The following is a 20945-nucleotide window of genomic DNA, read 5'->3' on the forward strand; positions in this document are numbered from 1 at the left end:
ATGTCAATTCATCCAACAGCGGTAATTTCAAATAAGGCAAAATTAGGTAAAGGTGTTTCTATAGGCCCTTACAGCGTAATAGGCGATGGTGTAAATATCGCTGATAACGTTAAGATAGCCAATTCCTGCACTATTACGGGCAATACTTCAATAGGAGCAAACTGCAATATTTTTAGCGGAGCGGTTATAGGAAGCGTGCCGCAGGATTTGAAATATAAGGGTGAAAATAGTTTCCTGGTAATAGGCAAGGATAATACCATCAGGGAATTTTGCACTTTCAATCCCGGTACAAGCGAAGGCTCTAAGACGATTATCGGAGACGGTAACCTTTTTATGGCCTATACCCATGTTGCACACGATTGCGTAGTGGGCAATAATTGTATTATAGCTAATGTCGGCACTTTGGCCGGCCATGTAACGATTGAAGATGGGGCAGTTATCGGGGGGATCGTTGCTATACATCAGTTTGTAAGGGTAGGCACTCTTTCTATAATCGGGGGCTGTTCTAAGGTCGTCCAGGATATCCCGCCGTTTTCAACCTGTGATGGGCATCCTGCCCGTGTTTATGGACTTAATTTAATCGGTTTAAGGCGTAAGCAGATCCCCAGGCAATCTATCACCTGTCTAAACAGCGCATTCAATATTCTCTTTACCAGGGGCATATCCATTAAGCATGCCTTAGAAGAGATCGAGAAGGCTAAACTATCAGAGAATCAAGAGGTAGGATACCTTGTGAATTTTATAAAGAACTCCAAAAGAGGTCTATCTCGCTCCTGTCGCTCACCAAAAGAAGAATAAGCTATGGAAAGAATAGGCTTGATCGCCGGTAACAGAAAATTTCCTATAATTTTCTCCGAGGCTGCAAGAAAAAAAGGGTATGAAATTGTAGCCATAGCTATAAAGGGGGACACTTCCGCCAAGATCAATCAGCTTGCAGATAAAGTTTACTGGCTTAAGCTTAGCGATTTCAGCAGGGTTTTTGACATATTGAATTATGAAGGCGTAAAAAAAATATTAATGGCCGGACAAATCAGCCCCTGGAGGCTTTTTAGCAAAGAAGTCCAAAAGGACAAGTCCCTTAAAGAAATACTTGATTCGTTAGCTGATAAAAGAGCCGATACGATATTCGGCGCAATAGCCGATAAATTCAGCGAGAGAGGGTTTGAGATACTGGATTCAACGAGCCTTATTGAAGAGCAGCTTCCCAAGAAAGGCACGCTCACTAAAAAACAGCCTGATTTTAAAGGCTGGGAAGATGTATATTTCGGATTTGAGCTGGCAAAAAAGGTGGCCTTCTTAGACATAGGCCAGACTGTTGCCGTAAAGCAAAAAGCAATTGTTGCCATTGAGGCGCTTGAGGGTACCGACAAATTGATAAAAAGAGCAGGTAAAATTGCAAGAGGCGGCATTACAATAGTAAAGGTAAGCAAGCCTAAACAAGACAAGCGTTTTGATATCCCGGTCGTAGGTTTAAGCACTATTAAGAATCTCATTAAGGCGCGCGCCCAATGCCTTGCCATAGAGGCAGGTAAGACATTATTTATAGATAAAGAGATAAGTTTAGCTTTTGCTGATAGGCACGGGCTGGCAATAGTCGCAGTTTAAGTAAACCCTTGACTTTATCTCTTAACTAATGTATAAATGATTTTGTAAAAAGGAGGAGATATGCCCAGAGTTGCAAAACAAAAAACCGCGCAGTTCAGGATTTTTGCACCTTCGGCTAACAGGGTCGTTGTAGCAGGTAGTTTTAATAATTGGAATACAAGTTCATTATCGGCGAAGAAAGATTCAAAAGGCAATTGGGTGGCCAAAGTGAACTTAAAACCCGGTAAATACGAATACAAATTTCTCGTCGATAATAACTGGGTAAATGATCCGAAGTGCACCAGTAGTATATCCAATTCATTCGGCTCTACAAACAGCGTTCTTGAGATAAAGTAACATTGAACATAGGGATATTTAAGCCCCCACTTTTTGAATTTAAACTGCTTGAAACGTGGGGGTTTTTCTTTTAAATATGAAATACATATATGGTCCGATAAAATCACGCAGAATAGGGACATCTTTAGGCATTTCTTTGACTGAAAGAAAGATCTGCAGCTTCGACTGCATATATTGCCAAGTTGGCAATACTACACATAAGACAGCGCAGAGAAAAGAATACGTCGCTGTAAATGATGTGATTTCAGAGCTTAAAGAGTGGGTCAGCCTGAATAAAGATGCGGTTAAAAAGCTTGATTATGTTACTTTTTCCGGATATGGAGAACCGACTCTAAATCCGAAGATCGGCAAGCTTATAAAAGAAATAAAAGCTTTTATGCCGGTTAAGGTTGCTGTAATTACCAATGCATCTTTATTATGGGATAAAGAAGTAAGGGATAGCTTGACCGGAGCCGACCTGATTGTCCCTTCTCTGGATGCGGTAACTCAGGAATTATTTGAGAAAATAGATAAGCCTCATGAAGATATTAGTTTAGAGAGGGTAATCGGAGGCCTTATTGACTTAAGAAAAGAATTCAAAGGTAAAATCTGGCTTGAAGTTATGTTTATTAAAGGCATTAATGATACCCTGGAGCATGCTTATAAGCTCAAAGAGATTATTGGGCGCATAAATCCTGATAAGATTCAGATGAACTCGCCTGTGCGTGCCACTGCCCAAAAAAATGTGCTTGGTGTAGACAAAGACCAGCTTCTAAAGATCAAAGAAATACTCGGAGATAAGGCAGAGATTATATAAGATTTGCGCCCATAGCTCAATTGGATAGAGCACTAGTCTTCGGAACTAGGTGTTGCTGGTTCAACTCCAGCTGGGCGCATTTGAAATTGGTCCCTAAACTCACAAGATTTGGGATTTTGCCGCAGAAAGCGGCACACCCGCGCAAATCCACATAAGCGCGGGGTGTCTGTTGTTGGTATCAATTGGTATGCTGTTGCATGATGTGGTGTGAAAGTGGGTCAGAAAATGGGCACTTCCCCGTAAACACCCCTACCCCATACCCCCCGAAGCACCCCCAAGAGCAAAATCTACTGCCTTGGGATTCGCTTGTATACAAAAAGCAGGGTTAAGGGAAGAAGAATATAGAAGGGGAGGGTTTCCCCTCCCCAGTAGAGAACTTAGCGGACACCACAGACAGGATTGAATTGTTCCCTGAGTTCTTGTTCAATCTGCATACGGCTTGTTTGTTGTAATCCTGGTGTGTAAAGCACAGCGACCTTCAGTGTGCCAATGCGATTTCTTGTCCAGCAGTTTTCTCTTTCGTGATTCTCGACTCTCGATTTCACAGTTGCAGACTCGCCAACATCAATTACTATCAGCTTGCTACTTCTGTCATCGACAATCGCGTAGACCCCGGCTCTATCCTGTAAGTAGCCCGTATAGGCATAAGGGCCTTCGAAGTTGTACTTCCCGATTGTCACCATTTGGTAATTCCTCCTGTGTTAAAAGATTGTTTCGCCGACTTTCTCCCCGCTCGTCTTCTTAGGTTCCGTTCATAACGCCTCCTTCGTGAGCGGAATACAGGAAGGAAAGTTGTTGACTTTCTCCAAGGCTAACATACAATATTGTTAACCGTAGTAAACACAAAGCAGATGAGATAGGTATTCCGCAATCGCCTTTATCCATCTGTTTTTGTGCAGTCCAATTATACCACTTTGGTGAATGATGTCAAGCATTTATTAAAAATATAAATCTTGACATATACTGCATTTTGTGGTAAGTTTATTCTAGTTTAAAAAAAAGGGGGGGCATAAAGTGGACATCAATAATGTTGATCAGCAGATAAATTGTTTTATAGGTCGTAGGATTACTGAGCTTAGACTGCAAAAGGGATGGTCACAATCGCAACTTGCTGAAGCTATTGGCAAAGATAGCGCAACGGCTATTTCTTATTTTGAGAGTGGAGCGAGGAAAGTCAGTATAGATGATTTAATAAAGATTGCGAAAGTTTTTGATAAAACGATTGCAGACTTTCTGCCTAGGACTGCTACAGATCAAGTTGAGCCAAAAGATTTTGCTCTAAAGCTTAGGTCAAACTACAACAGTCTTGATAAAGAAACCGAGAAAAGTATTCTAGACTTTACCGAATTAGCGAAAAAGAAGTTTGGAAAGAATAAATGATTGAAAAGCCCCGTTATTCACATGCCAGTAAGATTGCACAGAAAGCTTTAAAAGAAGCTCAAGTAAATGCTCCCCCAGTAGATGTTAATAAGATTCTCAATGGCCTGAGAATCAATTTTCTTCCCTATTCTTTTCCTGATAAGGTATCTGCGATACTTTTAAAAGATAATAATATGCTTGTAATCGGGGTTAATAAAAATCACCCTCCCAATAGACAAAGATTTTCTATAGCGCATGAAATTGGACATTATCTTCTAGGGCATTATAAAGAAATTTTTGTTGATACCGCTGAGATATCAGAAGGAAGATTTGAGGCTGCTGATGAAGAGCATAATAAGGTACAGGAACAAGAAGCAAATTATTTTGCAGGAGAACTTCTTATGCCATCGGATATGTTAAAGAAAGATTTCCTGAAACTCAAGAATGTTGAAGAGATAGCTAAATTATATCAAGTAAGTAAAGAAGCGCTCTGGATTAGATTACTAAAATTAAAACTCGTTTAATTAGCTAAATAAAGTATGGAAGAGATTAAACAACCTTGGCTTAGAGGGATAATCGATACCTTAACCGCGGCTAATCTAATAAAGCATTCTAAGATTGAGCATAGAAATAGATTAGTTGTGATCTTATTAGATAGTGCACTCGAAATTGCTTTTAGAAGTTTTCTTAAAAGAATCAAGAGAATACAATTATCGGAAGCTCACAAACACAGAGAAAATTTAGTAAAAGCAGTACAAAATAATATTTCTTTTGATGCTGAAGTTTGGGATTCGATAAACTACTATTACGAAGATATTAGGTGTGATTTTTATCATACCTCATCAGATAAAACCTTAACAGATAAATCATTAGAGACTTATATTGAACTAGTGGAATTTGTTATAAACAGTTTGCTTAATATTAAATGCAGGGATTTTATTCTTAAGCCAAGTGAGGTAATGACAACAGAGGGTGCAAGCAAAGATCAAGAAAAGCCCATCTATTTCGGAGATCTCAAGTCAGATTTGGAAGTATTTTTAGTTGGAGTCGATAAATATAATCCTTCTAGCTTAACTGAGTTACTGGAACATTTAAAAAAAGAGGGAGTCAGAAAGAAATTTACTTATAAACAATTTAATAATTGCGTAGGAGCAAATTATCGCCATCTATTTTATTATGATAAATCTACTAAAAGATGGAATCTATCAAGTGAAGGATTAAGAAAGTTACGTAGTCTAAAAGAACAAACTTAAAGGAGGAGAAAAATGACTGATCAACGTAAGGCTTTAAAAGGGAAATTAGAAATACTTATTGGAAATGCTATAAAGTTAATAATTGATTTTGATGATGAAAAAGAAGTTATAAGCGCTTTATCCTCCATTGAAAAAATTAAAGAAAGCCTTGTAAAGTATGATAAAGTTTTTAGTACAGGGGTTCCTACAAAAACTATTCCGATTCAACAGGGGAAGGATAGATTATCAGAAGTGGAAGATGAATATGGGAAGATAGCAAATATGCTAGACGATGTGAATGTCGAGAACTTACGGCAATCTAAAATATTCAGTATTAAAGAAGATGCGGTGCAGTTATTAAAACCAAATCAATTTAAGACGGCTACAGAAGCTTTATGTGTTTTGATTTTTATTTTAGAATCTGGTTTAGGTAAAAGAGACATTCCTTATGAAGCATTTAGAAACATTTTCGAGTCACAAAATATAAAGAGTGGTAGTCCACTCGTTATGCTGATGAATAATTTAAAAAATGCCAAATATATTGATAGCAAGAAATATGATGCAAAAACAATTTCTTTAACTCCTAAAGGTCAAGAAAATGCAATAGGAGTTTTGAATAAGCTAGTAACAACTACTGCCAAACAATAGCAAAGGATAGCATGGGAATAACTAATTGGTTAATGGTAATACTAACTTTAGCCTATGTCATAACAACTATTTGTATTTTGGTCAATTCGACTAGACAATTTAAAGAAAATCTTAGACCAAGAGTATATGTTGATTTCAGATTTGAAGGGCATGAAATGTATGTTGTGATTAAAAACTTTGGTGATAAAGCGGCCTATAATATAATTATAAAATTTACTCCAGATATTGAATATCAAATGGGGGGAAAGAGGATGCTTAATGATCAGCCTTTTATTAAAAACCTACCATTTCTTAGCCCTCAAAACGAATTAGATAGTATAATGGGATTGAGCTCTGAGGTATTACCACTGCAAAATTCCAAAGAGGTTAGAGCTACCATTAATTATAAAGATGAAAAGGATAACAAATATAATGAAAATTATTTTTTCTCGTGGGAGGCATATAGTAGAAGAAATTTTGTTTCAAAAAGAGGGCTACATGAAATAGCTACTGTCCTTGAAGAAATTAAAAGCTCTCTAAAAAGAACTTAAAATAAGTTTAATTAAAAGTTCAGTAACTCGGCAGGTTTTACTTTCAGCGCTCTGGCAAGTCTGTCAATCGTATCAATCTTTAAAGCAGGCGGGTTCTTTCCTTCAATTCTCTGTATATACTTATAATCAATATCCGCTACCTCAGAAAGCATCTCTTGAGTGATTTAGGGATAACTCAATACGCTTAGCGCTATACGCTTGTGTCTTTGTGTCGTGTGTCCTTGTGACTTACCTTATCATATCCATGAACTATGATCTATGAACCATGAACCAATAGTGTTGACTATTTTCCCCATTTAAGCTAAAATACTACCCTATTCCGCTAAATTTCGGGCCATTAGCTCACCCATTCGACTCGGCCGTTCTAAACGGCCTCGCTCAGGGTTAGTAAAAGGTCATTGATAAAAGATTTGGGCCATTAGCTCAGCTGGTAGAGCAGGACACTCTTAATGTCAAGGTCGGAGGTTCGATCCCTCCATGGCTCACCATATCTTTGGTCGAACCTCCGGGGGTGTGGGGGGAACGCCCCCACGTTTGGGGGAGAACAGCGATTCAATTTAAACAATCCAGGTTTAAGCGTTAGGAGGGGGCTTGCCACCTCCTAAGGAGCCATGATTTTAAGATGATGGCGACGGTTCGATCCCTCCATGGCTCAAAATTATCTTTCTCTTGCAGTAAGAGGCTAATTAATCAAATCCTTCATTGAAAACCCTTTCCAATCTTACTTAAAAAGAGCTTGACTTAACAACTATTTAGTTGTACACTTTATTTGTCCAAAAGGGAGAGATAGTTTTGACAAATTTTGAATGTTTGTATTATAAGACTATAAATGGACGTATTCCAGTTATGGATTTTATCGATCATCTAAGTTTTAAAACTCAGAGAAAATTTTATGTAAAGATAGACCTGCTTGAGGAATACGGCCCTAGGCTTCCTGAGCCACATGCGAAAAAAATTGAACAAGATTTATACGAACTAAGATTTGAAGCTGATGATGGGGCTTTTAGAATTATTTACTTTTTTTATATAGGGAAAAAAATAATATTGTTGAATGGTTTTAAAAAGAAAACGAGAAAAATCCCAAGGAGAGAAGTTGAGTTAGCTAAAAATAGAATGGTAGACTATTTAAATACTTTAGATTCCTGCGTAATAAAAGAAAAATAATAATGTTATAACATTAAGCTAGGAAGAGAGGATACTGATGATACGAAAACTTAAAAGTGTTAGAGAACACCTAGATGAAAAATTAAAAGATCCATATTTTAGAGAACTTTATGAACTTGAGCAAGAAAGAATGAAGATATCAAGGTTATTTATTGACTATCGTGCGAAGAATAATTTAACCCAGGAAGAATTAGCTTCTAAATTGGGTATCAGCCAGCAGTATATTTCTAAGCTCGAAGAGGGAATTTTTAGTAATATTCGAGATGTCGCCAAGATTTTGCTTGCTATCGGTTATAAGATCGAATTTAAAATAATAAATATTCCTAGCAAGATTAGTAAGATTATAAGAAACAAACTACAGGTAGCTTAATCATTTTATTAAATTTTTCCTATTAAAATTAGATAAAACAAAATTCTCTATCGTCTGCATTAAATATAGTCAAAAGAAGAATTATTCTATTATTTTCTCTAGCTTCCTTAACCAATATCCATTGACTATTTGTTCCAACTCTCCCATTTACACCTCAATCTCCTGATGTTATAATTTCACCGATGGATAAGGATAATTTCGAAATATTAGAGCATACTGCAGATATCAGAGTAAGGGTTAAGGGAGAAGACCTTAAGGAGCTTTTTTCTAATTCGGCGCATGCCATGTTTTCTATTGTTGCTGCCAGGATTGGAAATGACTCTGTTCCTGAGGAATTCTTAATTGAGCTTGATGGCAATAATTATGAGGAGCTGCTTATAAATTGGTTGAATGAATTATTGTCTCTTTCTGCCGTAAAAGAGAAGATTTTCCAGGATTTTAGCTTTAGCCTTTTAGATGGACAACACCTAAAGGCAAAAGCATCCGGGTTTGATAATACGGACTATGAAATAAAAACCGAGATTAAAGCCGCAACTTACCACCAGCTTAAGATAGAGAGAAAGGCAGAATTTTGGCAGGCGGAGGTTATATTTGATACCTGAAATAGGCCTAGAGAAGATTGATGATTATCGTTGGAGGATCCCCAAGAGTTATAAGCCCGGGATGCGTGTCCCGGGGATAATTTATGCAGACGAGAGGCTGTTAAAGGATATCTACAAAGATAAAGCCCTTGAGCAGGTGGCTAATGTGGCTTTTCTTCCCGGGATAGTTAACGCGTCCATGGCAATGCCGGATATTCATTGGGGATACGGCTTTCCCATAGGCGGAGTTGCAGCTACTGATATTGAAGATGGCGGGGTCGTTTCTCCTGGCGGGGTAGGTTTTGATATAAATTGCGGAGTGCGTTTAATGCGCACTAATCTTGAATTTGATGAGATAAAACCTAAATTAAAAGACCTGGTTTATGCTTTATTCTCTAATGTGCCGTCTGGCGTGGGCTCAAAAGGAGAAATACGGGTAAGCGCAAAAGAGGAAAAAGAAATATTGCTAAAGGGTTCTAAATGGGCAGTGCAGAACGGCTATGGCGTCGAAGAAGATTTAAAATTCACCGAAGAAAATGGCGCTATACATGGAGCAGACCCTGCCTGCGTTTCTGATAGGGCTTATGACCGGGGGAAGGCTCAATCAGGGACATTGGGTTCGGGGAATCACTTCCTGGAAGTGCAGGTTATAGACCAGCTTTATGACCGGGATATTTGCGATGCCTTTGGATTTGATCTAGGCCAAGTCACTGTGATGATACACTCAGGTTCCCGGGGATTCGGTTATCAGATATGCGAAGATTATTCAAAGAATATGATTCATTGCCTGCAAAAGTACAATTTAAATGTTCCGGACCGCCAGCTTGCGTGCGCTCCGGTGAATTCTCCTGAAGGTAAAGCTTACCTTGGGGCAATGAGGTGTGCGGCAAATTACGCCTGGGCAAACAGGCAATGCCTTATGCATCTGAGCCGCCTTACATTTGAGAAAGTGTTAAATAAATCCTGGCAGAAGATGGGGATGTCTTTAGTCTATGATGTCGCGCATAATATCGCAAAAATTGAGAGTTATGATGTTGGCGGTAAAAGCAAGAAGTTATGCGTCCATAGAAAAGGTGCAACCCGGGCATTCGGGCCAGGACACCCGGCATTACCGGATGAATACAAGAAAATAGGGCAGCCTGTAATTATTCCGGGGGATATGGGCAGAAATTCTTACTTACTTATTGGCACACAACAGGCTATGGATGAGACATTTGGTTCAACCTGCCATGGCGCAGGCCGCCTTAAATCAAGGACTGCAGCTACCAAAAGCATTAATGCAGAACAATTATTGAAAGATTTGGAATCAAAAGGTATAATAGTGAAAGCCTCAGGGAGGGGCACAATCGTTGAAGAGGCGCCGGAGGCTTATAAGGATGTAAATGAAGTGGTTGATGTGGTACATAACGCAGGAATTTCTAAACGCGTCTGCAGAATGCGACCATTAGGTGTAATAAAGGGATGATTGCGGAAGTCCCGAGCGGAGCGTAGGGGCGACCGCTAGGAGTAATAAAAGGTTAAGGGAGTCCCGTGCGAAGCTTAGGGGCGACCATTAGGTGTAATAAAGGGTTAATATGCTAGATATCAAATTCATTCGTGAAAACCAGGAATTAATAAAGAAGTCGCTAAAAGACCGCAATCTTAAAATCGACTTAGATAAATTATTGTCGGTTGATGAATCGCGGCGGCGAGCCCTTTCCGAGGTTGAAGAACTAAGAGCCAGGAAGAATAAGGCTAATGATGAGATCACCGCCTTGTTAAAAGCGAAAAAAGACGCTAAGCCGGCAATAGCTTCAATGAAGAAAGTTGCAGACAAAATTGACAGCCTTGAATCCGGCTTAAGAGAATCTCAGGCAGAGTTAGATAAGCTGGTGCTTACTATACCGAATATCCCGCATGATTCTATTCCCAGAGGGGATGCCTCTAACAATAAGGTCGTACGTACCTGGGGAGATAAGCCGCCGGTAGATTTTAAGCCGCTTACACATATAGAGCTGAGTTCAAAATTCGATATTATTGATTTTCCCAGAGCCACAAAGATCACCGGTTCAAATTTTATACTTTATAAAGGCTTAGGTGCCCGCCTTGAAAGGGCATTGATAAACTTTATGCTCGATTTGCACACAAAAAAACACGGATATACCGAAATATTCCCGCCATTTTTGGTTAACCGCGCATCGATGACCGGTACGGGGCAACTGCCCAAGCTGGAAGAAGATATGTATAAACTCAAGGACGATGATTTGTTTTTAATCCCGACGGCTGAAGTCCCTGTTACTAATATCTTCAGGGATGAAATATTGGACGAAAAAGCCCTGCCTATTTATTATACTGCTTATACTGCGTGTTTTAGAAGAGAAGCCGGTTCATACGGTAAGGATACAAAGGGGCTTATGCGTGTACATCAATTTGATAAAGTTGAGATGGTTAAATTTGTCAAGCCTGAAAGTTCATATGACGAGCTTGAGAAGCTTCTAAAGGATGCGGAAGAAGTCTTGCAGGCTTTAGGCTTGCCTTACAGAGTAGTGGTGCTTTCAACACAAGATCTAAGTTTTGCTGCAAGCAAGTGTTATGATATTGAGGCTTATGCCTGCGGGATAGATAAGTGGCTTGAAGTATCAAGCTGTTCTAACTTTGAGAGTTTTCAGGCAAGAAGGGCAAATATAAAATACAGAAGAGAAGATACCAAAAAAGTCGATTACGTACATACGCTTAACGGTTCCGGTATTGCGCTTGCCCGGACCGTGGTGGCGATATTAGAAAACTACCAGCAGAAGGACGGCTCGATTCTCATACCTGAAGTACTGAGGCCGTATATGGATGGCAAAGAAAGAATTTTCTAAAGAGAATCTCGATATTAAGAAAGAAGGAAAGAGGGGCTTTGAGGCTTCAGAAAAGAACGCTTATAAAGTTACCGGGCTCTCCAGCAAAGCATTCAGCGTAATAAAGTTTATCTTCGGATTATGCCTTCTCCCGTTTGTTTACGGAGTTACCGTGTCTTTCCTGGGTGAATTTTCCGTAATCGATATCTCTGCGCAGAACCATTTCTGGTACGGACTCATAAGTTTATTGATAGTTTATCTATTTATCTGGGAACCGGCTATAGTTTACGCAAGCGGACATAAGCTGCTGGAGATAATGTTTAGTTTTATAAGGCCCTTGGTCAGGGTAGCTCCGTATCTCATCCCTGTTTACAGCTTGGTTATATTTTTGTGTTATTTGGCCGTCTCTTTAATTTTTAGGCATACAGTATTAATAAATTATTTCATGTTCCTTTTTGGGTTAAGTATAGGGTTGCATCTTATATTCGGGGCAAAATCTCTCCGTACCAAAAAAGAAGATCTGCTCAAATCAAATTATATATTTGGGTTTTCTTTTGTATATATTACGAATATTATTTTAGTGGCGTTCTGCTTGAATATAATTTTTGACAGGTTCTCATTTGTTAATTTCTGCAATAATGCTTTCCAGTCCGGAGGAGAATTTTTTTACGGCATTTTTAGGCAATTATTCTTAGCTAATTAGATAAGAACCTGGAGAGGTGGCTGAGTGGTTGAAAGCGGCAGTCTTGAAAACTGTTTAGGGAGTCTCTCCCTACGTGAGTTCGAATCTCACCCTCTCCGTTCTTCTTCGCTCAGACATTTTCATGTTTAAGCTACTAAGCAACGAAGTGGGCGAACACAAATAACTTCCCGATAAAAAATCAATGAATTACCTTAAGATAGCAATAAGCGCAGCTGTGAGGGCAGGATATGTCCATCGAAAATATTTTGAAAAGAATATCAGGATAAGGAATAAAAGCACATCCTTTGACCTTGTAACGGTTGCTGATGTAGAGGCAGAACGCGAGGCAGTTTCTTTTATAAGAAAAAATTTCCCTTCTCACAACATACTTGCCGAGGAAAAGAAGTATAATAAAACTCTTTCAGAATATACCTGGGTAATAGACCCTCTTGACGGCACTAATAATTTTGCGTGCACAATGCCCATCTTCTGTTCTTCGGTAGCCCTAAGATTAAAAGACGAGATTATTGTGGGTGCGGTTTATGATGTAAGCAGGAACGAGCTTTTTTATGCGCAAAAAGGCAAAGGGGCATTTTTAAACGGCAAGCGTATATCGGTAAATAACGCAAAGCGGCTTGGGCAGGCATTATTGATTACCGGTTTTTATTACAGCCGGGGCAGGGAGATGACCGATACCCTTAAAGCTATCGAGCTATTTTTTCGTAAGAAGATACTCGGGATAAGAAGGCTGGGTGCTGCGGCATTGGATATGTGCTATGTCGCCTGCGGCAGGGCCTCAGGTTTCTGGGAATTTGAGCTCAGCCCCTGGGATTATTCGGCTGGAAAACTCATAATAGAAGAAGCAGGCGGTAGAGTTACCGGGAAGTACGGAGAGAATATTCCTTTAAGCGAAAAGCATTTTATTGTGTCTTCTAACGGCAAGATTCATAAGGATATGTTAAAGGTCATAGGAAAGATAAAATGAAAGTCGTGTTTGACATCTCCGGCAAATTGTTTAAGGCTGAGTTTAATGATTCAAAGACGGCAAAGGATATCCTTGATAATCTGCCTGTTGAATCGAGTGTTTTGACGTGGGGAGAGGAAATCTATTTTGAAATACCTGTTAAATGTGCTGCAGAAAATGCGACAATGGATGTAGGTTTGGGTACTGTTGCATATTGGCCGCCGGGACAATGTTTGTGTATCTTTTTTGGCAGGACCCCTGATAGCAAAGATGATAAGCCTAAGCCCGCTTCGAAAGTAAACATAGTCGGCAACATTGAAGGTGTTTTCTCTGAACTAAAATCGATTAAACCCGGGCAGAAGATAATTGTTTCAAAAGCCTGATGAACTTTAAATATGAGCCCCATTGACAGCAAAAAATTGGCAGTCATCCATATCGTTAAGAAAGAGATAGGCTTAAGCGATGAGGAGTACAGGGAAATTTTAGAAGGCGTAGCAGGTGTAACCAGCGCTAAAGACCTTGATGAGGCTGCTTTTAGGAGATTGATGAATTATTTTGTCCGTAGCCGGCATTATCAAGTCAATAAATTTGGGCTTACCGTAAAACAGAAGTTATACATAGAGCATCTTGCTTATGAACAGTTGGGGTGGAGTAAACAGCATTTAATTAACTTCATGCAGAAGTATTACCACAAGTCAAATCTTAACTTTCTTCCCAAAAAAGAGGCCAATCATCTTATTTATTCCCTGAAAGCGATTATTGAACATGAAAATAAGGGCTTATCCTACAGCTAAAACGAGACCTGTCCCCAAACGGGGGCACTTCTCTGTGGGGCAGGAGAAACGGTCCTGGCTTTCTTTTGTTAATTTTTTGGGAAAACTATGATAAAATTATAATAAATAAGGAGGGAGTATGGATATAAAAGGTAAGGTGGTTTTTTCCTCAGGCAAAAAGGGCGATTATGATATTTGGACTATTAACCTGGCAAGCAAAGAAATAAGTCAGCTTACTTCCGGGCCTTTCTGGAATGATTGCCCAAAGTGGTCTCCGGATGGCAAAAAGATTGTTTTTATATCCAATAGAAGCGGGACACCTGAAATATTTATAATGGATGAAGACGGCAAAAACCAGCAGCAAATTACCAGCAGCGGCAAATGGCACAATACGCCTGATTGGTCCCCGGACGGAAAGCAGATCGTGTTCTGCGCAAACTATAAGGAGAACATCGATGTTTTTGTAATGAATATAGACGGCTCAGGCCTTAAACAAATAACCAGTTATGAAGGGATGGATTTTAACCCGCAATTTTCACCGGATGGCAAAACTATAATATTCACTTCTCAGCGTTCAGGCAATGACGATATCTGGAAATTTGATTTAAATACTGCGCAGTTAAAACAAGTTACCACTTATAAGTATAAGGATTTTTCCCCGACGTATTCTAATGACGGCTCTATGATCGCTTTTGTCTGTGAAGAGCCTGTTTCCGGTGATTATGGAAACATGGAAATATATCTAATGGATAAGGATGGTAAGAACAGGAGGAGAGTCACCCGTAATCTGGGAGTAGACAGGTATGTTTGCTGGTCGCCTGATTCAAAATACATAATCTATACCTCAAGCCATCCGAATTCTACAGCCGAAAGGCTTATGGTTGTTGATCTTCAGAAAATGATAAAAAGCAAGATAGATTTTGATAGGTCCGGTATTGAGGCAGAGATAGATGCTGAACCGAAAGGTTTTGGTATTTTCAGCTTTTTCCCGGACGGAGTAGTCAGGAAGTTTTATCCTGAAGCCTATTTTGGCACAGAGAGGTATCCTGATTGGAAATATTAAGTTAGGAGGCGCAAGGTGAAATGCCCAATTTGCAAAGATAAAGATTTAGAGCCTGTTTTTACCAAGCAGGGAGTAGAGGTTGATTTTTGCCCTAAATGTTTTGGGATTTGGCTGGATAAAGATGAGATTTATCATTTCACAAAGGTCCCATCATATTTGAAAGCTAAAATTGATGAGGCAGTTAAAGTGGGCAAAACATCAGAAAGGATTTCTCCTGTTAATGGCAAGCCGATGCTGGAACTGGCGATTATGGAAGGCCTGCATATCGATTATTGCCCGGATACAGAGGGAATATGGCTGGACAGGGATGAGATAAATAAGTTGCCCGGTATAAAAGTAAGGATTGATATTGACGATACTATGTTTGGCGCTTCGGCTCAGTCGCATTCCAGGATATTGTTGCCGCTACCTAATTTATCTGTCCGTTCAGGCATGGTTTTATTCGGCATGTATGCGTTGCTTGGCCTGTTTCTGATCGCACTGGTAGAGTTTGGTTTTATTCCTTCTTCATTTGCTTTACTTATAGGGGTTGTAACGGTAGCTATCCATTTTCTTTTGGGGCCGTTCTTGATGGATTTTTCACTAAAATTATTTTATAAAGTCAGGTGGATAAGACAGGATGAGTTACCGGTTCACTTAAAGAATTTTATAAGCCGAGTTTGTACTCAAAAAGGCATCGACTTTCCGCGCATGGGCATTATCGCAGACGGTTCCCCTAATGCATTCACATATGGGCATCATCCAAATAATGCCAGAATTGTTGTGACACAGGGGTTGTTAGACCTGCTTAGCGAAAAAGAAACAGAGGCAGTTGTTGCCCACGAGATCGGGCATGCCGTGCATTGGGATATGCTGATAATGACTCTTGCCCAGCTTGTCCCTCTTATTATGTATTACATTTACCGGAATTTGATACGCATGAAAAGCAGGGGTAATGATAAATCTGCACCTTACAGGCTGGCTATGGCGCTTATTTCATATCTGCTTTATATTATCAGCGAATTTGTTGTCCTGTGGTTTTCCCGTATCAGAGAGTATTTTGCCGATAGGTTCTCCGGAGAAGTAACAGCAAACCCTAATGATTTGGCTTCGGCTTTAGTTAAAATAGGCTATGGCCTTGCAGGCAGCGACAGGTCTAAAAGCAGGATTACGGAAGAAAAAAGAAATGTAAATATCAATGCCATCGGCCCCATGGGCATATTTGATTCTAAAACTGCTAATATATTAGCAATAGCCGGGCATTCCGGCGCCAGGAACATGGGCCAGGAGGTTGATAAAGACAAATTGAGAGATGCTGCAAAATGGGATCTTTGGAATCCGTGGGCAGCATATTACGAATTACAATCAACGCATCCATTGATTGCTAAAAGAATAAAATATCTTAGTAACCAGTCTGTTGTGTTAGGCAGAGAGCCATATATTGAGTTTAATGAGCGTAGACCTGAATCTTATTGGGATGATTTCTTGCTGGATATTTTTGTTAAGGGCCTTCCAATATTGGCTTTAATAGCAGGGATGGCATTAATTGTGCTTAAAGTTAACTATTTTTATAGCGGGGTAGCTATTTTCATAGTTGGTATTGCATACCTCATAAATGTTTTTTATAGCTATTCTTCTACGGAGTTTTCCCCTATGACTATAAATAGCCTATTGCGTAAAATAAAGGTATCTGCAATACGGCCTGTACCTTGTAAAGTTAAAGGCAAGATTATAGGCAGAGGTATCCCCGGCTTAATTTTCTCCGAAGATTTCGTACTCCAGGATGATACCGGGATAATTTTTCTTGATTACCGTCAGCCTCTTGGGATAATAAATTTCTTTTTTGGACTGCTAAGGGCAGCTAAATACATAGATCAGGAGGCAGAGGTAGTCGGTTGGTACCGGCGTGCACCAGTTCCTTTTATCGAAATTAAAAAATTGATCGTTAATGGCAAAGAGTCAGCTTGTTATGTATATAATGCTAAGCTGATATTTGCCTCCTTGATGATATTTTGCGGGATAGTTATTGCTTTTATTAATGTCGGCGGTTAGCCGGATAGAAGAAAATGGTTTGACAGGCGCTGATTTGTAGGATAAATTTAAAATCCTGGCCTGGATGCAAGATGGGGGCCTGACATAATACCGATACAAAATTCTTGGAGGCGTGGCTGAGTGGTTGAAGGCGGTCGCCTCGAAAGCGATTATCCCCTAAAGGGATCGGGGGTTCGAATCCTCCCGCCTCCGTTCTTCTTCGCCCTGATGCATGCAAAAAATACGGTGGGGCTTCGAAGCAACTACGTTCTTTCTTAATACACACAAGTGCTATGCCAGGACTGCGCAGCGATAAGTTCTGCGCTTAAACATTTTTGTATTTGAGCTGCTGAGTATAAATTAAATTTGAGAAATTATGGAGAGATGCCGGAGCGGTTGAACGGGCACGCCTGGAGAGCGTGTGACTCGCAAGGGTCCCAGGGTTCGAATCCCTGTCTCTCCGTTTTAATTTTGCGACAAGCAAAATTAAAACGGTACTTAAGCGAGCGTAAAACGACCCGACAAGGGTCGTAGCGAGCGTAGTACCTTACAAGATGCGACAAGCAAAATTAAAACGGTACTTAAGCGAGCGTAAAACGACCCGACAAGGAGTTATTAATGAATGCATTTTTATGGGCAATCTTAGCTGCTGCTATTTGGGGGTGTGTCCCGCTTCTTGAAAAATTAGGATTGCTTAGGACCGATCCATTGGTAGGATTGTTCTATCGATGCATCGGGGTAGTGATAGGCCTGCTTTCACTGTTATTTTTCTTAAAGCCAGCGCAAATAAAATCAGTTGATATCCGCTCGAAGATTTTCCTGATACTAGCCGGAATTTTAGCTAGTTTTGTTGCACAGATAGCTTTTTATAATGCGCTTAAGAAAGGCGATGTTTCAAAAGTCGTTCCTATCTCCGGAAGCTACCCTTTTATTTCATTTCTTCTCGGTATTCTTTTATTGAATGAAAGTTTTACTCCGGTTAAATTTATTGGTGTTACATTGGTGGTTATGGGGATTTGGGTGTTAAAGGTAAGTTAGTTCATAGTTCATAGAAAGTGCGATATAAAGGGGGCAGAGATGCCCTATTTTTTTAGATATTTTAGTGAAATAAATCACAAAAAATATTGACAAACCATGAACATATGGTATATTTACTATAGTTATTGTGATGAAAGGAGCAAAAACTATGAGTAAAAGCACAATAAATCGGCTATCAAGATACAAAAGTGCGCTTTTTAGGCTGAAATCGCTTGGATTTGTTAAGGTGTTCTCGGATAATCTTGCTGACGCTGTTGGGGTAACTCCGGCTCAAGTAAGAAAGGATTTTTCTCTTTTTGCCATTTCAACAGGTAATAAGAGGGGCGGATATCAGATCGATGCTTTACTTGAAAGCCTTAACTCCATACTCGGTACAAATAAAATACAGAAGGTAATAATTGTCGGAGCCGGTAATATCGGCACAGCTTTGATGAATTATAAAGGTTTTGAGAAAGAGAGCATTGAAATAGTGGCTGCATTTGATATTGACCCTTCGAAATACCATAAAGAAACTAAGATACCTGTTTTACCCCTGGAGGAGCTCAAAGATTTCATAAAGAACAATAATATAAACATAGGCATTATTGCCGTGCCCGAGATAGCTGCGCAGCAAGTATTGGATATCCTTGCTTCTGCCGGGATAAAAGGAGTTTTAAATTTTGCCCCTATAAGGTTAAGGGCCAGCGATGACATTGTAATTAACAACATTAACCTGGCATCGGAGCTTGAAAATGTCGTTTATTATGTACATGCCACAGAAAAAACCGCAAGAAATAATTATGAAACCAAGAACCCTTAAGAAAACCCTACTTTGGTCTTTTCTGCTGGTGATTTTCTCATTCAGCATATGCATTGCTATCCTTGGTTACGGAGTAATTAAGAACGATATAATAAAGAGGTCACAACGCCAGGTGCAGGAGAGCCTCAAGGCGGCAAGGATGGTATTGTATGATGAAGTAAATTTGATGGGTAAGATGCTTGATATTGTGTCTGCTTCAGATAACCTTAATGAGATAAAAAACAAGCTCGGTTTTGATTATATCTTTGTCGTGGATCAAGCTTCCAGGTTTGATTCCGGTGATGGAATTTTGGATGCGGCTTTTAAACGGCAGAAGGCAGGAGGCATAAGGATCATTTCTAAAGAAGAATTGATAAAGATGGGCGCTCCCTTATATGAAAAGTCAAAGATTGACGTTATATTTACGCTTAAGGCAGGGCCTCAAACCATAAATACCCTGGAAAACGCCATGGCAATTGAGTATGCGCGTCCTCTGTCAGATGGAAGGAGGGTGATTTACGCAGGTAAAATAATAAACAGGGATTTTGAATTGGTTGATAAGATCAGGAACCTGGTATTTGAGAATAAGCTATATAAGGACAAGCCGCTGGGTACCGTAACTATTTTCTATGATGATATAAGAATAACTACAAATGTCCTGAATAACAAAGGCCAGAGGGCGGTTGGCACCAGGGTATCCAAGATCGTATATGACAGGGTTATGAATGGCGGCTCTTCCTGGGTGGACAGGGCTTTTGTCGTCAATAACTGGTATCTTACCGCTTACGAGCCTATCAAGGATATAAACGGAAGGACAATAGGCATACTCTATGTGGGTTTACTGGAGGCACCTTTCCATGTCCTTGCCAGGAATATACTGTTAGTTTTCTTACTTATATTAATTTCCACAGTTGCCTTAGTCTCGATGTTCTCAATATTCCTGGCGTCTGTTATTTCCAGGCCTGTTACCGGCATAGTCAATGTAATAGAAAGGTTTACTGCTGGCAACTTTGATTCGCACGTGACTTCTGACACCTCCGTAACAGAGCTTAACAAACTGGCCGAATCTTTTAACGATATGGCAGATAAATTGAATGAGAGCTATAAAGAGCTCAGGCTTTCTAACGATAAGATGTTAACGCTAAACAAAAGGTATCTTGATTTAATCAGCTTTGTTTCGCACGAGCTAAAAGGGATATTGTCTTCTACTATTTTAAATACATATACAGTCCGTGACGGGCTTTTGGGTATGGTGAATTTTAAGCAGCAGAAAGCGCTGAATTCAATAACCAGGAATCTTGACTACCTTGATTCCACGGTAAGAAGCTTTTTGAGCCTGAGCCGGATAGAAAAAGGCGAAATGACAGTGAATAAATCAGAGGTATTGCTGAAGGAAGAAATTTTTGATGTTTCTTTGGAGACGTTTCAGAAGCAGATAAATGAAGCCGGTATCAATATCGTGGATAATATAGAAAACAATCTGAAGGCGGTTTTAGACAGAGACCTCATGCTTATTGTGGCGAATAATTTGATCAGCAATGCTATAAAATACGGCAAGAATAACGGTAGAATAATACTGAGTAGCAAAGTCGATGCCAACTCTATAAGTATCGAAGTATATAATGACGGATATCCTATATCAGCGGAGGATGTGGACAAACTTTTCAGGCGTTTTTCAAGGCTGGATAACGCCCAGACGCGGAGCTCAAAAGGCACCGGCTTGGGGTTGTTTATAACCAGGCAAATAATTGAGCAGCACGGGGGATCTATCGAAGTGCGTCCTGGAAGCCAGGGGAATTCTTTTATTTTTGAGATACAAAAGGAGGATAATCAATGTTAACGCCATTACAAAGAATCAAGAAAATGCGGGCAGAAGCTATTAACCGGATAATAGGTAAAGGGTATCTTTCTACGAAGAGAGTGTATGTCGGTATGGCTACTTGTGAAATAGCCGCAGGCTCAAGCGAAGTAATGGAAGTATTTGAGAGTGCCATAAAGAATGGCCTGCCGGATGTCTATTTAAGCAAGAAGGGTTGCGCCGGTAGATGCAATCTCGAGCCGACCGTAGAGGTAGTTGAGGAAGGCAGGATCCCCGTAAAATATGGCAAGGTAAACAGGGAAAAGGCGAAAGATATAATTGAACGCCATCTTAAAAAAGGCGAAATTATAGAAGAATGGGTCATCAAATAATCTG

General features: G+C 39.8%; 26 protein-coding genes and 5 tRNA genes. 29 read left to right on the forward strand and 2 right to left on the reverse strand.

Features of this window, described 5'->3' with window-relative positions; all coding sequences use genetic code 11:
* The 5 genes from C4533_05870 (at position 1) to C4533_05890 (ending at position 2816) form a co-directional block, all read left to right on the forward strand.
* Positions 1–798, forward strand: a complete 798-nt coding sequence (locus C4533_05870; GenBank protein RJP28004.1) for an acyl-ACP--UDP-N-acetylglucosamine O-acyltransferase — start codon at positions 1–3, stop codon at positions 796–798.
* Positions 799–801: 3 nt separating this feature from the next.
* Entirely contained in the window at positions 802–1605 is an 804-nt protein-coding gene (locus C4533_05875; GenBank protein RJP28005.1) for an LpxI family protein, read from the forward strand.
* A 60-nt stretch (positions 1606–1665) separates the two neighbouring features.
* On the forward strand, positions 1666–1941 hold the full coding sequence (locus C4533_05880; GenBank protein RJP28006.1) for a hypothetical protein: 276 nt from the start codon (positions 1666–1668) through the stop codon (positions 1939–1941).
* Between the two features lie 76 nt (positions 1942–2017).
* Positions 2018–2737, forward strand: a complete 720-nt coding sequence (locus tag C4533_05885; protein RJP28007.1) for a radical SAM protein — start codon at positions 2018–2020, stop codon at positions 2735–2737.
* Positions 2738–2742: 5 nt separating this feature from the next.
* Positions 2743–2816, forward strand: a tRNA-Arg gene (locus tag C4533_05890).
* 298 nt (positions 2817–3114) lie between these two features.
* Here the strand turns inward: C4533_05890 and C4533_05895 are convergent.
* Positions 3115–3420, reverse strand: a complete 306-nt coding sequence (locus C4533_05895) for a hypothetical protein (GenBank protein ID RJP28008.1) — start codon at positions 3418–3420, stop codon at positions 3115–3117.
* Positions 3421–3751: 331 nt separating this feature from the next.
* Here C4533_05895 and C4533_05900 point away from each other — a divergent pair, with 331 nt between their 5' ends.
* From C4533_05900 to C4533_05920, 5 genes are read left to right on the forward strand one after another with little or no spacing between them, the layout of a single operon-like run.
* Positions 3752–4117: an XRE family transcriptional regulator gene (locus C4533_05900; GenBank protein RJP28009.1), complete on the forward strand. Its 366-nt coding sequence runs from the start codon at positions 3752–3754 to the stop codon at positions 4115–4117.
* Positions 4114–4620 carry an ImmA/IrrE family metallo-endopeptidase gene (locus tag C4533_05905; protein ID RJP28010.1) on the forward strand — a complete coding sequence of 169 codons (507 nt, stop codon included), beginning with the start codon at positions 4114–4116 and terminating at the stop codon, positions 4618–4620. The genes C4533_05900 and C4533_05905 overlap by 4 nt, the downstream gene beginning before the upstream one ends.
* 15 nt (positions 4621–4635) lie before the next feature.
* Positions 4636–5349, forward strand: a complete 714-nt coding sequence (locus C4533_05910) for a hypothetical protein (GenBank protein ID RJP28011.1) — start codon at positions 4636–4638, stop codon at positions 5347–5349.
* A 12-nt stretch (positions 5350–5361) separates the two neighbouring features.
* Positions 5362–5976 carry a hypothetical protein gene (locus C4533_05915; protein RJP28012.1) on the forward strand — a complete coding sequence of 205 codons (615 nt, stop codon included), beginning with the start codon at positions 5362–5364 and terminating at the stop codon, positions 5974–5976.
* An 11-nt stretch (positions 5977–5987) separates the two neighbouring features.
* Entirely contained in the window at positions 5988–6506 is a 519-nt protein-coding gene (locus C4533_05920) for a hypothetical protein (protein ID RJP28013.1), read from the forward strand.
* 11 nt (positions 6507–6517) lie between these two features.
* On the opposite strand, the gene C4533_05925 is transcribed toward C4533_05920, so the two are convergent.
* Positions 6518–6658: an XRE family transcriptional regulator gene (locus C4533_05925; protein RJP28014.1), complete on the reverse strand. Its 141-nt coding sequence runs from the start codon at positions 6656–6658 to the stop codon at positions 6518–6520.
* Between the two features lie 260 nt (positions 6659–6918).
* Between C4533_05925 and C4533_05930 the strand changes: the two genes are divergently transcribed.
* From C4533_05930 to C4533_06020, 19 genes are all read left to right on the forward strand, one after another.
* Positions 6919–6994 (forward strand) — tRNA-Lys (locus tag C4533_05930).
* Between the two features lie 268 nt (positions 6995–7262).
* Complete coding sequence (locus C4533_05935; GenBank protein RJP28015.1) at positions 7263–7670, forward strand: type II toxin-antitoxin system RelE/ParE family toxin; 408 nt, start codon at positions 7263–7265, stop codon at positions 7668–7670.
* A gap of 37 nt (positions 7671–7707) precedes the next feature.
* Positions 7708–8040 (forward strand): XRE family transcriptional regulator, encoded by a 333-nt coding sequence (locus tag C4533_05940; protein RJP28016.1) that lies wholly within the window; start codon positions 7708–7710, stop codon positions 8038–8040.
* A gap of 182 nt (positions 8041–8222) precedes the next feature.
* Positions 8223–8642: an archease gene (locus C4533_05945; protein RJP28017.1), complete on the forward strand. Its 420-nt coding sequence runs from the start codon at positions 8223–8225 to the stop codon at positions 8640–8642.
* A gap of 61 nt (positions 8643–8703) precedes the next feature.
* Entirely contained in the window at positions 8704–10086 is a 1383-nt protein-coding gene (locus C4533_05950; protein RJP28259.1) for an RtcB family protein, read from the forward strand.
* 109 nt (positions 10087–10195) lie between these two features.
* Positions 10196–11464: a serine--tRNA ligase gene (locus tag C4533_05955; protein ID RJP28018.1), complete on the forward strand. Its 1269-nt coding sequence runs from the start codon at positions 10196–10198 to the stop codon at positions 11462–11464.
* Entirely contained in the window at positions 11442–12146 is a 705-nt protein-coding gene (locus C4533_05960; protein ID RJP28019.1) for a hypothetical protein, read from the forward strand. The genes C4533_05955 and C4533_05960 overlap by 23 nt, the downstream gene beginning before the upstream one ends.
* Positions 12147–12156: 10 nt before the next feature.
* Positions 12157–12244 (forward strand) — tRNA-Ser (locus tag C4533_05965).
* Between the two features lie 83 nt (positions 12245–12327).
* Positions 12328–13110, forward strand: a complete 783-nt coding sequence (locus C4533_05970; GenBank protein RJP28020.1) for an inositol monophosphatase — start codon at positions 12328–12330, stop codon at positions 13108–13110.
* Positions 13107–13472 (forward strand): hypothetical protein, encoded by a 366-nt coding sequence (locus C4533_05975; GenBank protein ID RJP28021.1) that lies wholly within the window; start codon positions 13107–13109, stop codon positions 13470–13472. Before C4533_05970 ends, C4533_05975 begins: the two co-directional genes overlap by 4 nt.
* 12 nt (positions 13473–13484) lie before the next feature.
* Positions 13485–13883 (forward strand): DUF1018 domain-containing protein, encoded by a 399-nt coding sequence (locus C4533_05980; protein ID RJP28022.1) that lies wholly within the window; start codon positions 13485–13487, stop codon positions 13881–13883.
* Positions 13884–14001: 118 nt separating this feature from the next.
* Entirely contained in the window at positions 14002–14925 is a 924-nt protein-coding gene (locus C4533_05985) for a hypothetical protein (GenBank protein RJP28023.1), read from the forward strand.
* A gap of 15 nt (positions 14926–14940) precedes the next feature.
* A complete protein-coding gene (locus C4533_05990) occupies positions 14941–16956 on the forward strand; it encodes a hypothetical protein (GenBank protein ID RJP28024.1) in 2016 nt (671 codons plus the stop codon).
* A 106-nt stretch (positions 16957–17062) separates the two neighbouring features.
* Positions 17063–17148: transfer RNA gene (locus C4533_05995), tRNA-Ser, on the forward strand.
* Positions 17149–17313: 165 nt separating this feature from the next.
* Positions 17314–17398: transfer RNA gene (locus C4533_06000), tRNA-Ser, on the forward strand.
* A 155-nt stretch (positions 17399–17553) separates the two neighbouring features.
* Complete coding sequence (locus tag C4533_06005) at positions 17554–17973, forward strand: hypothetical protein (protein ID RJP28025.1); 420 nt, start codon at positions 17554–17556, stop codon at positions 17971–17973.
* A gap of 148 nt (positions 17974–18121) precedes the next feature.
* Positions 18122–18772: a redox-sensing transcriptional repressor Rex gene (locus C4533_06010; protein ID RJP28026.1), complete on the forward strand. Its 651-nt coding sequence runs from the start codon at positions 18122–18124 to the stop codon at positions 18770–18772.
* Positions 18705–20591, forward strand: coding sequence for a HAMP domain-containing protein (locus C4533_06015; GenBank protein RJP28027.1), 1887 nt, complete (start codon positions 18705–18707; stop codon positions 20589–20591). Before C4533_06010 ends, C4533_06015 begins: the two co-directional genes overlap by 68 nt.
* Positions 20585–20941 carry a (2Fe-2S) ferredoxin domain-containing protein gene (locus tag C4533_06020; GenBank protein ID RJP28028.1) on the forward strand — a complete coding sequence of 119 codons (357 nt, stop codon included), beginning with the start codon at positions 20585–20587 and terminating at the stop codon, positions 20939–20941. The genes C4533_06015 and C4533_06020 overlap by 7 nt, the downstream gene beginning before the upstream one ends.
* The last annotated feature ends 4 nt before the right edge of the window (positions 20942–20945 follow it).

It is taken from the genome of Candidatus Omnitrophota bacterium (assembly GCA_003598025.1).
Lineage (GTDB): Bacteria > Omnitrophota > Gorgyraeia > Gygaellales > Profunditerraquicolaceae > Profunditerraquicola.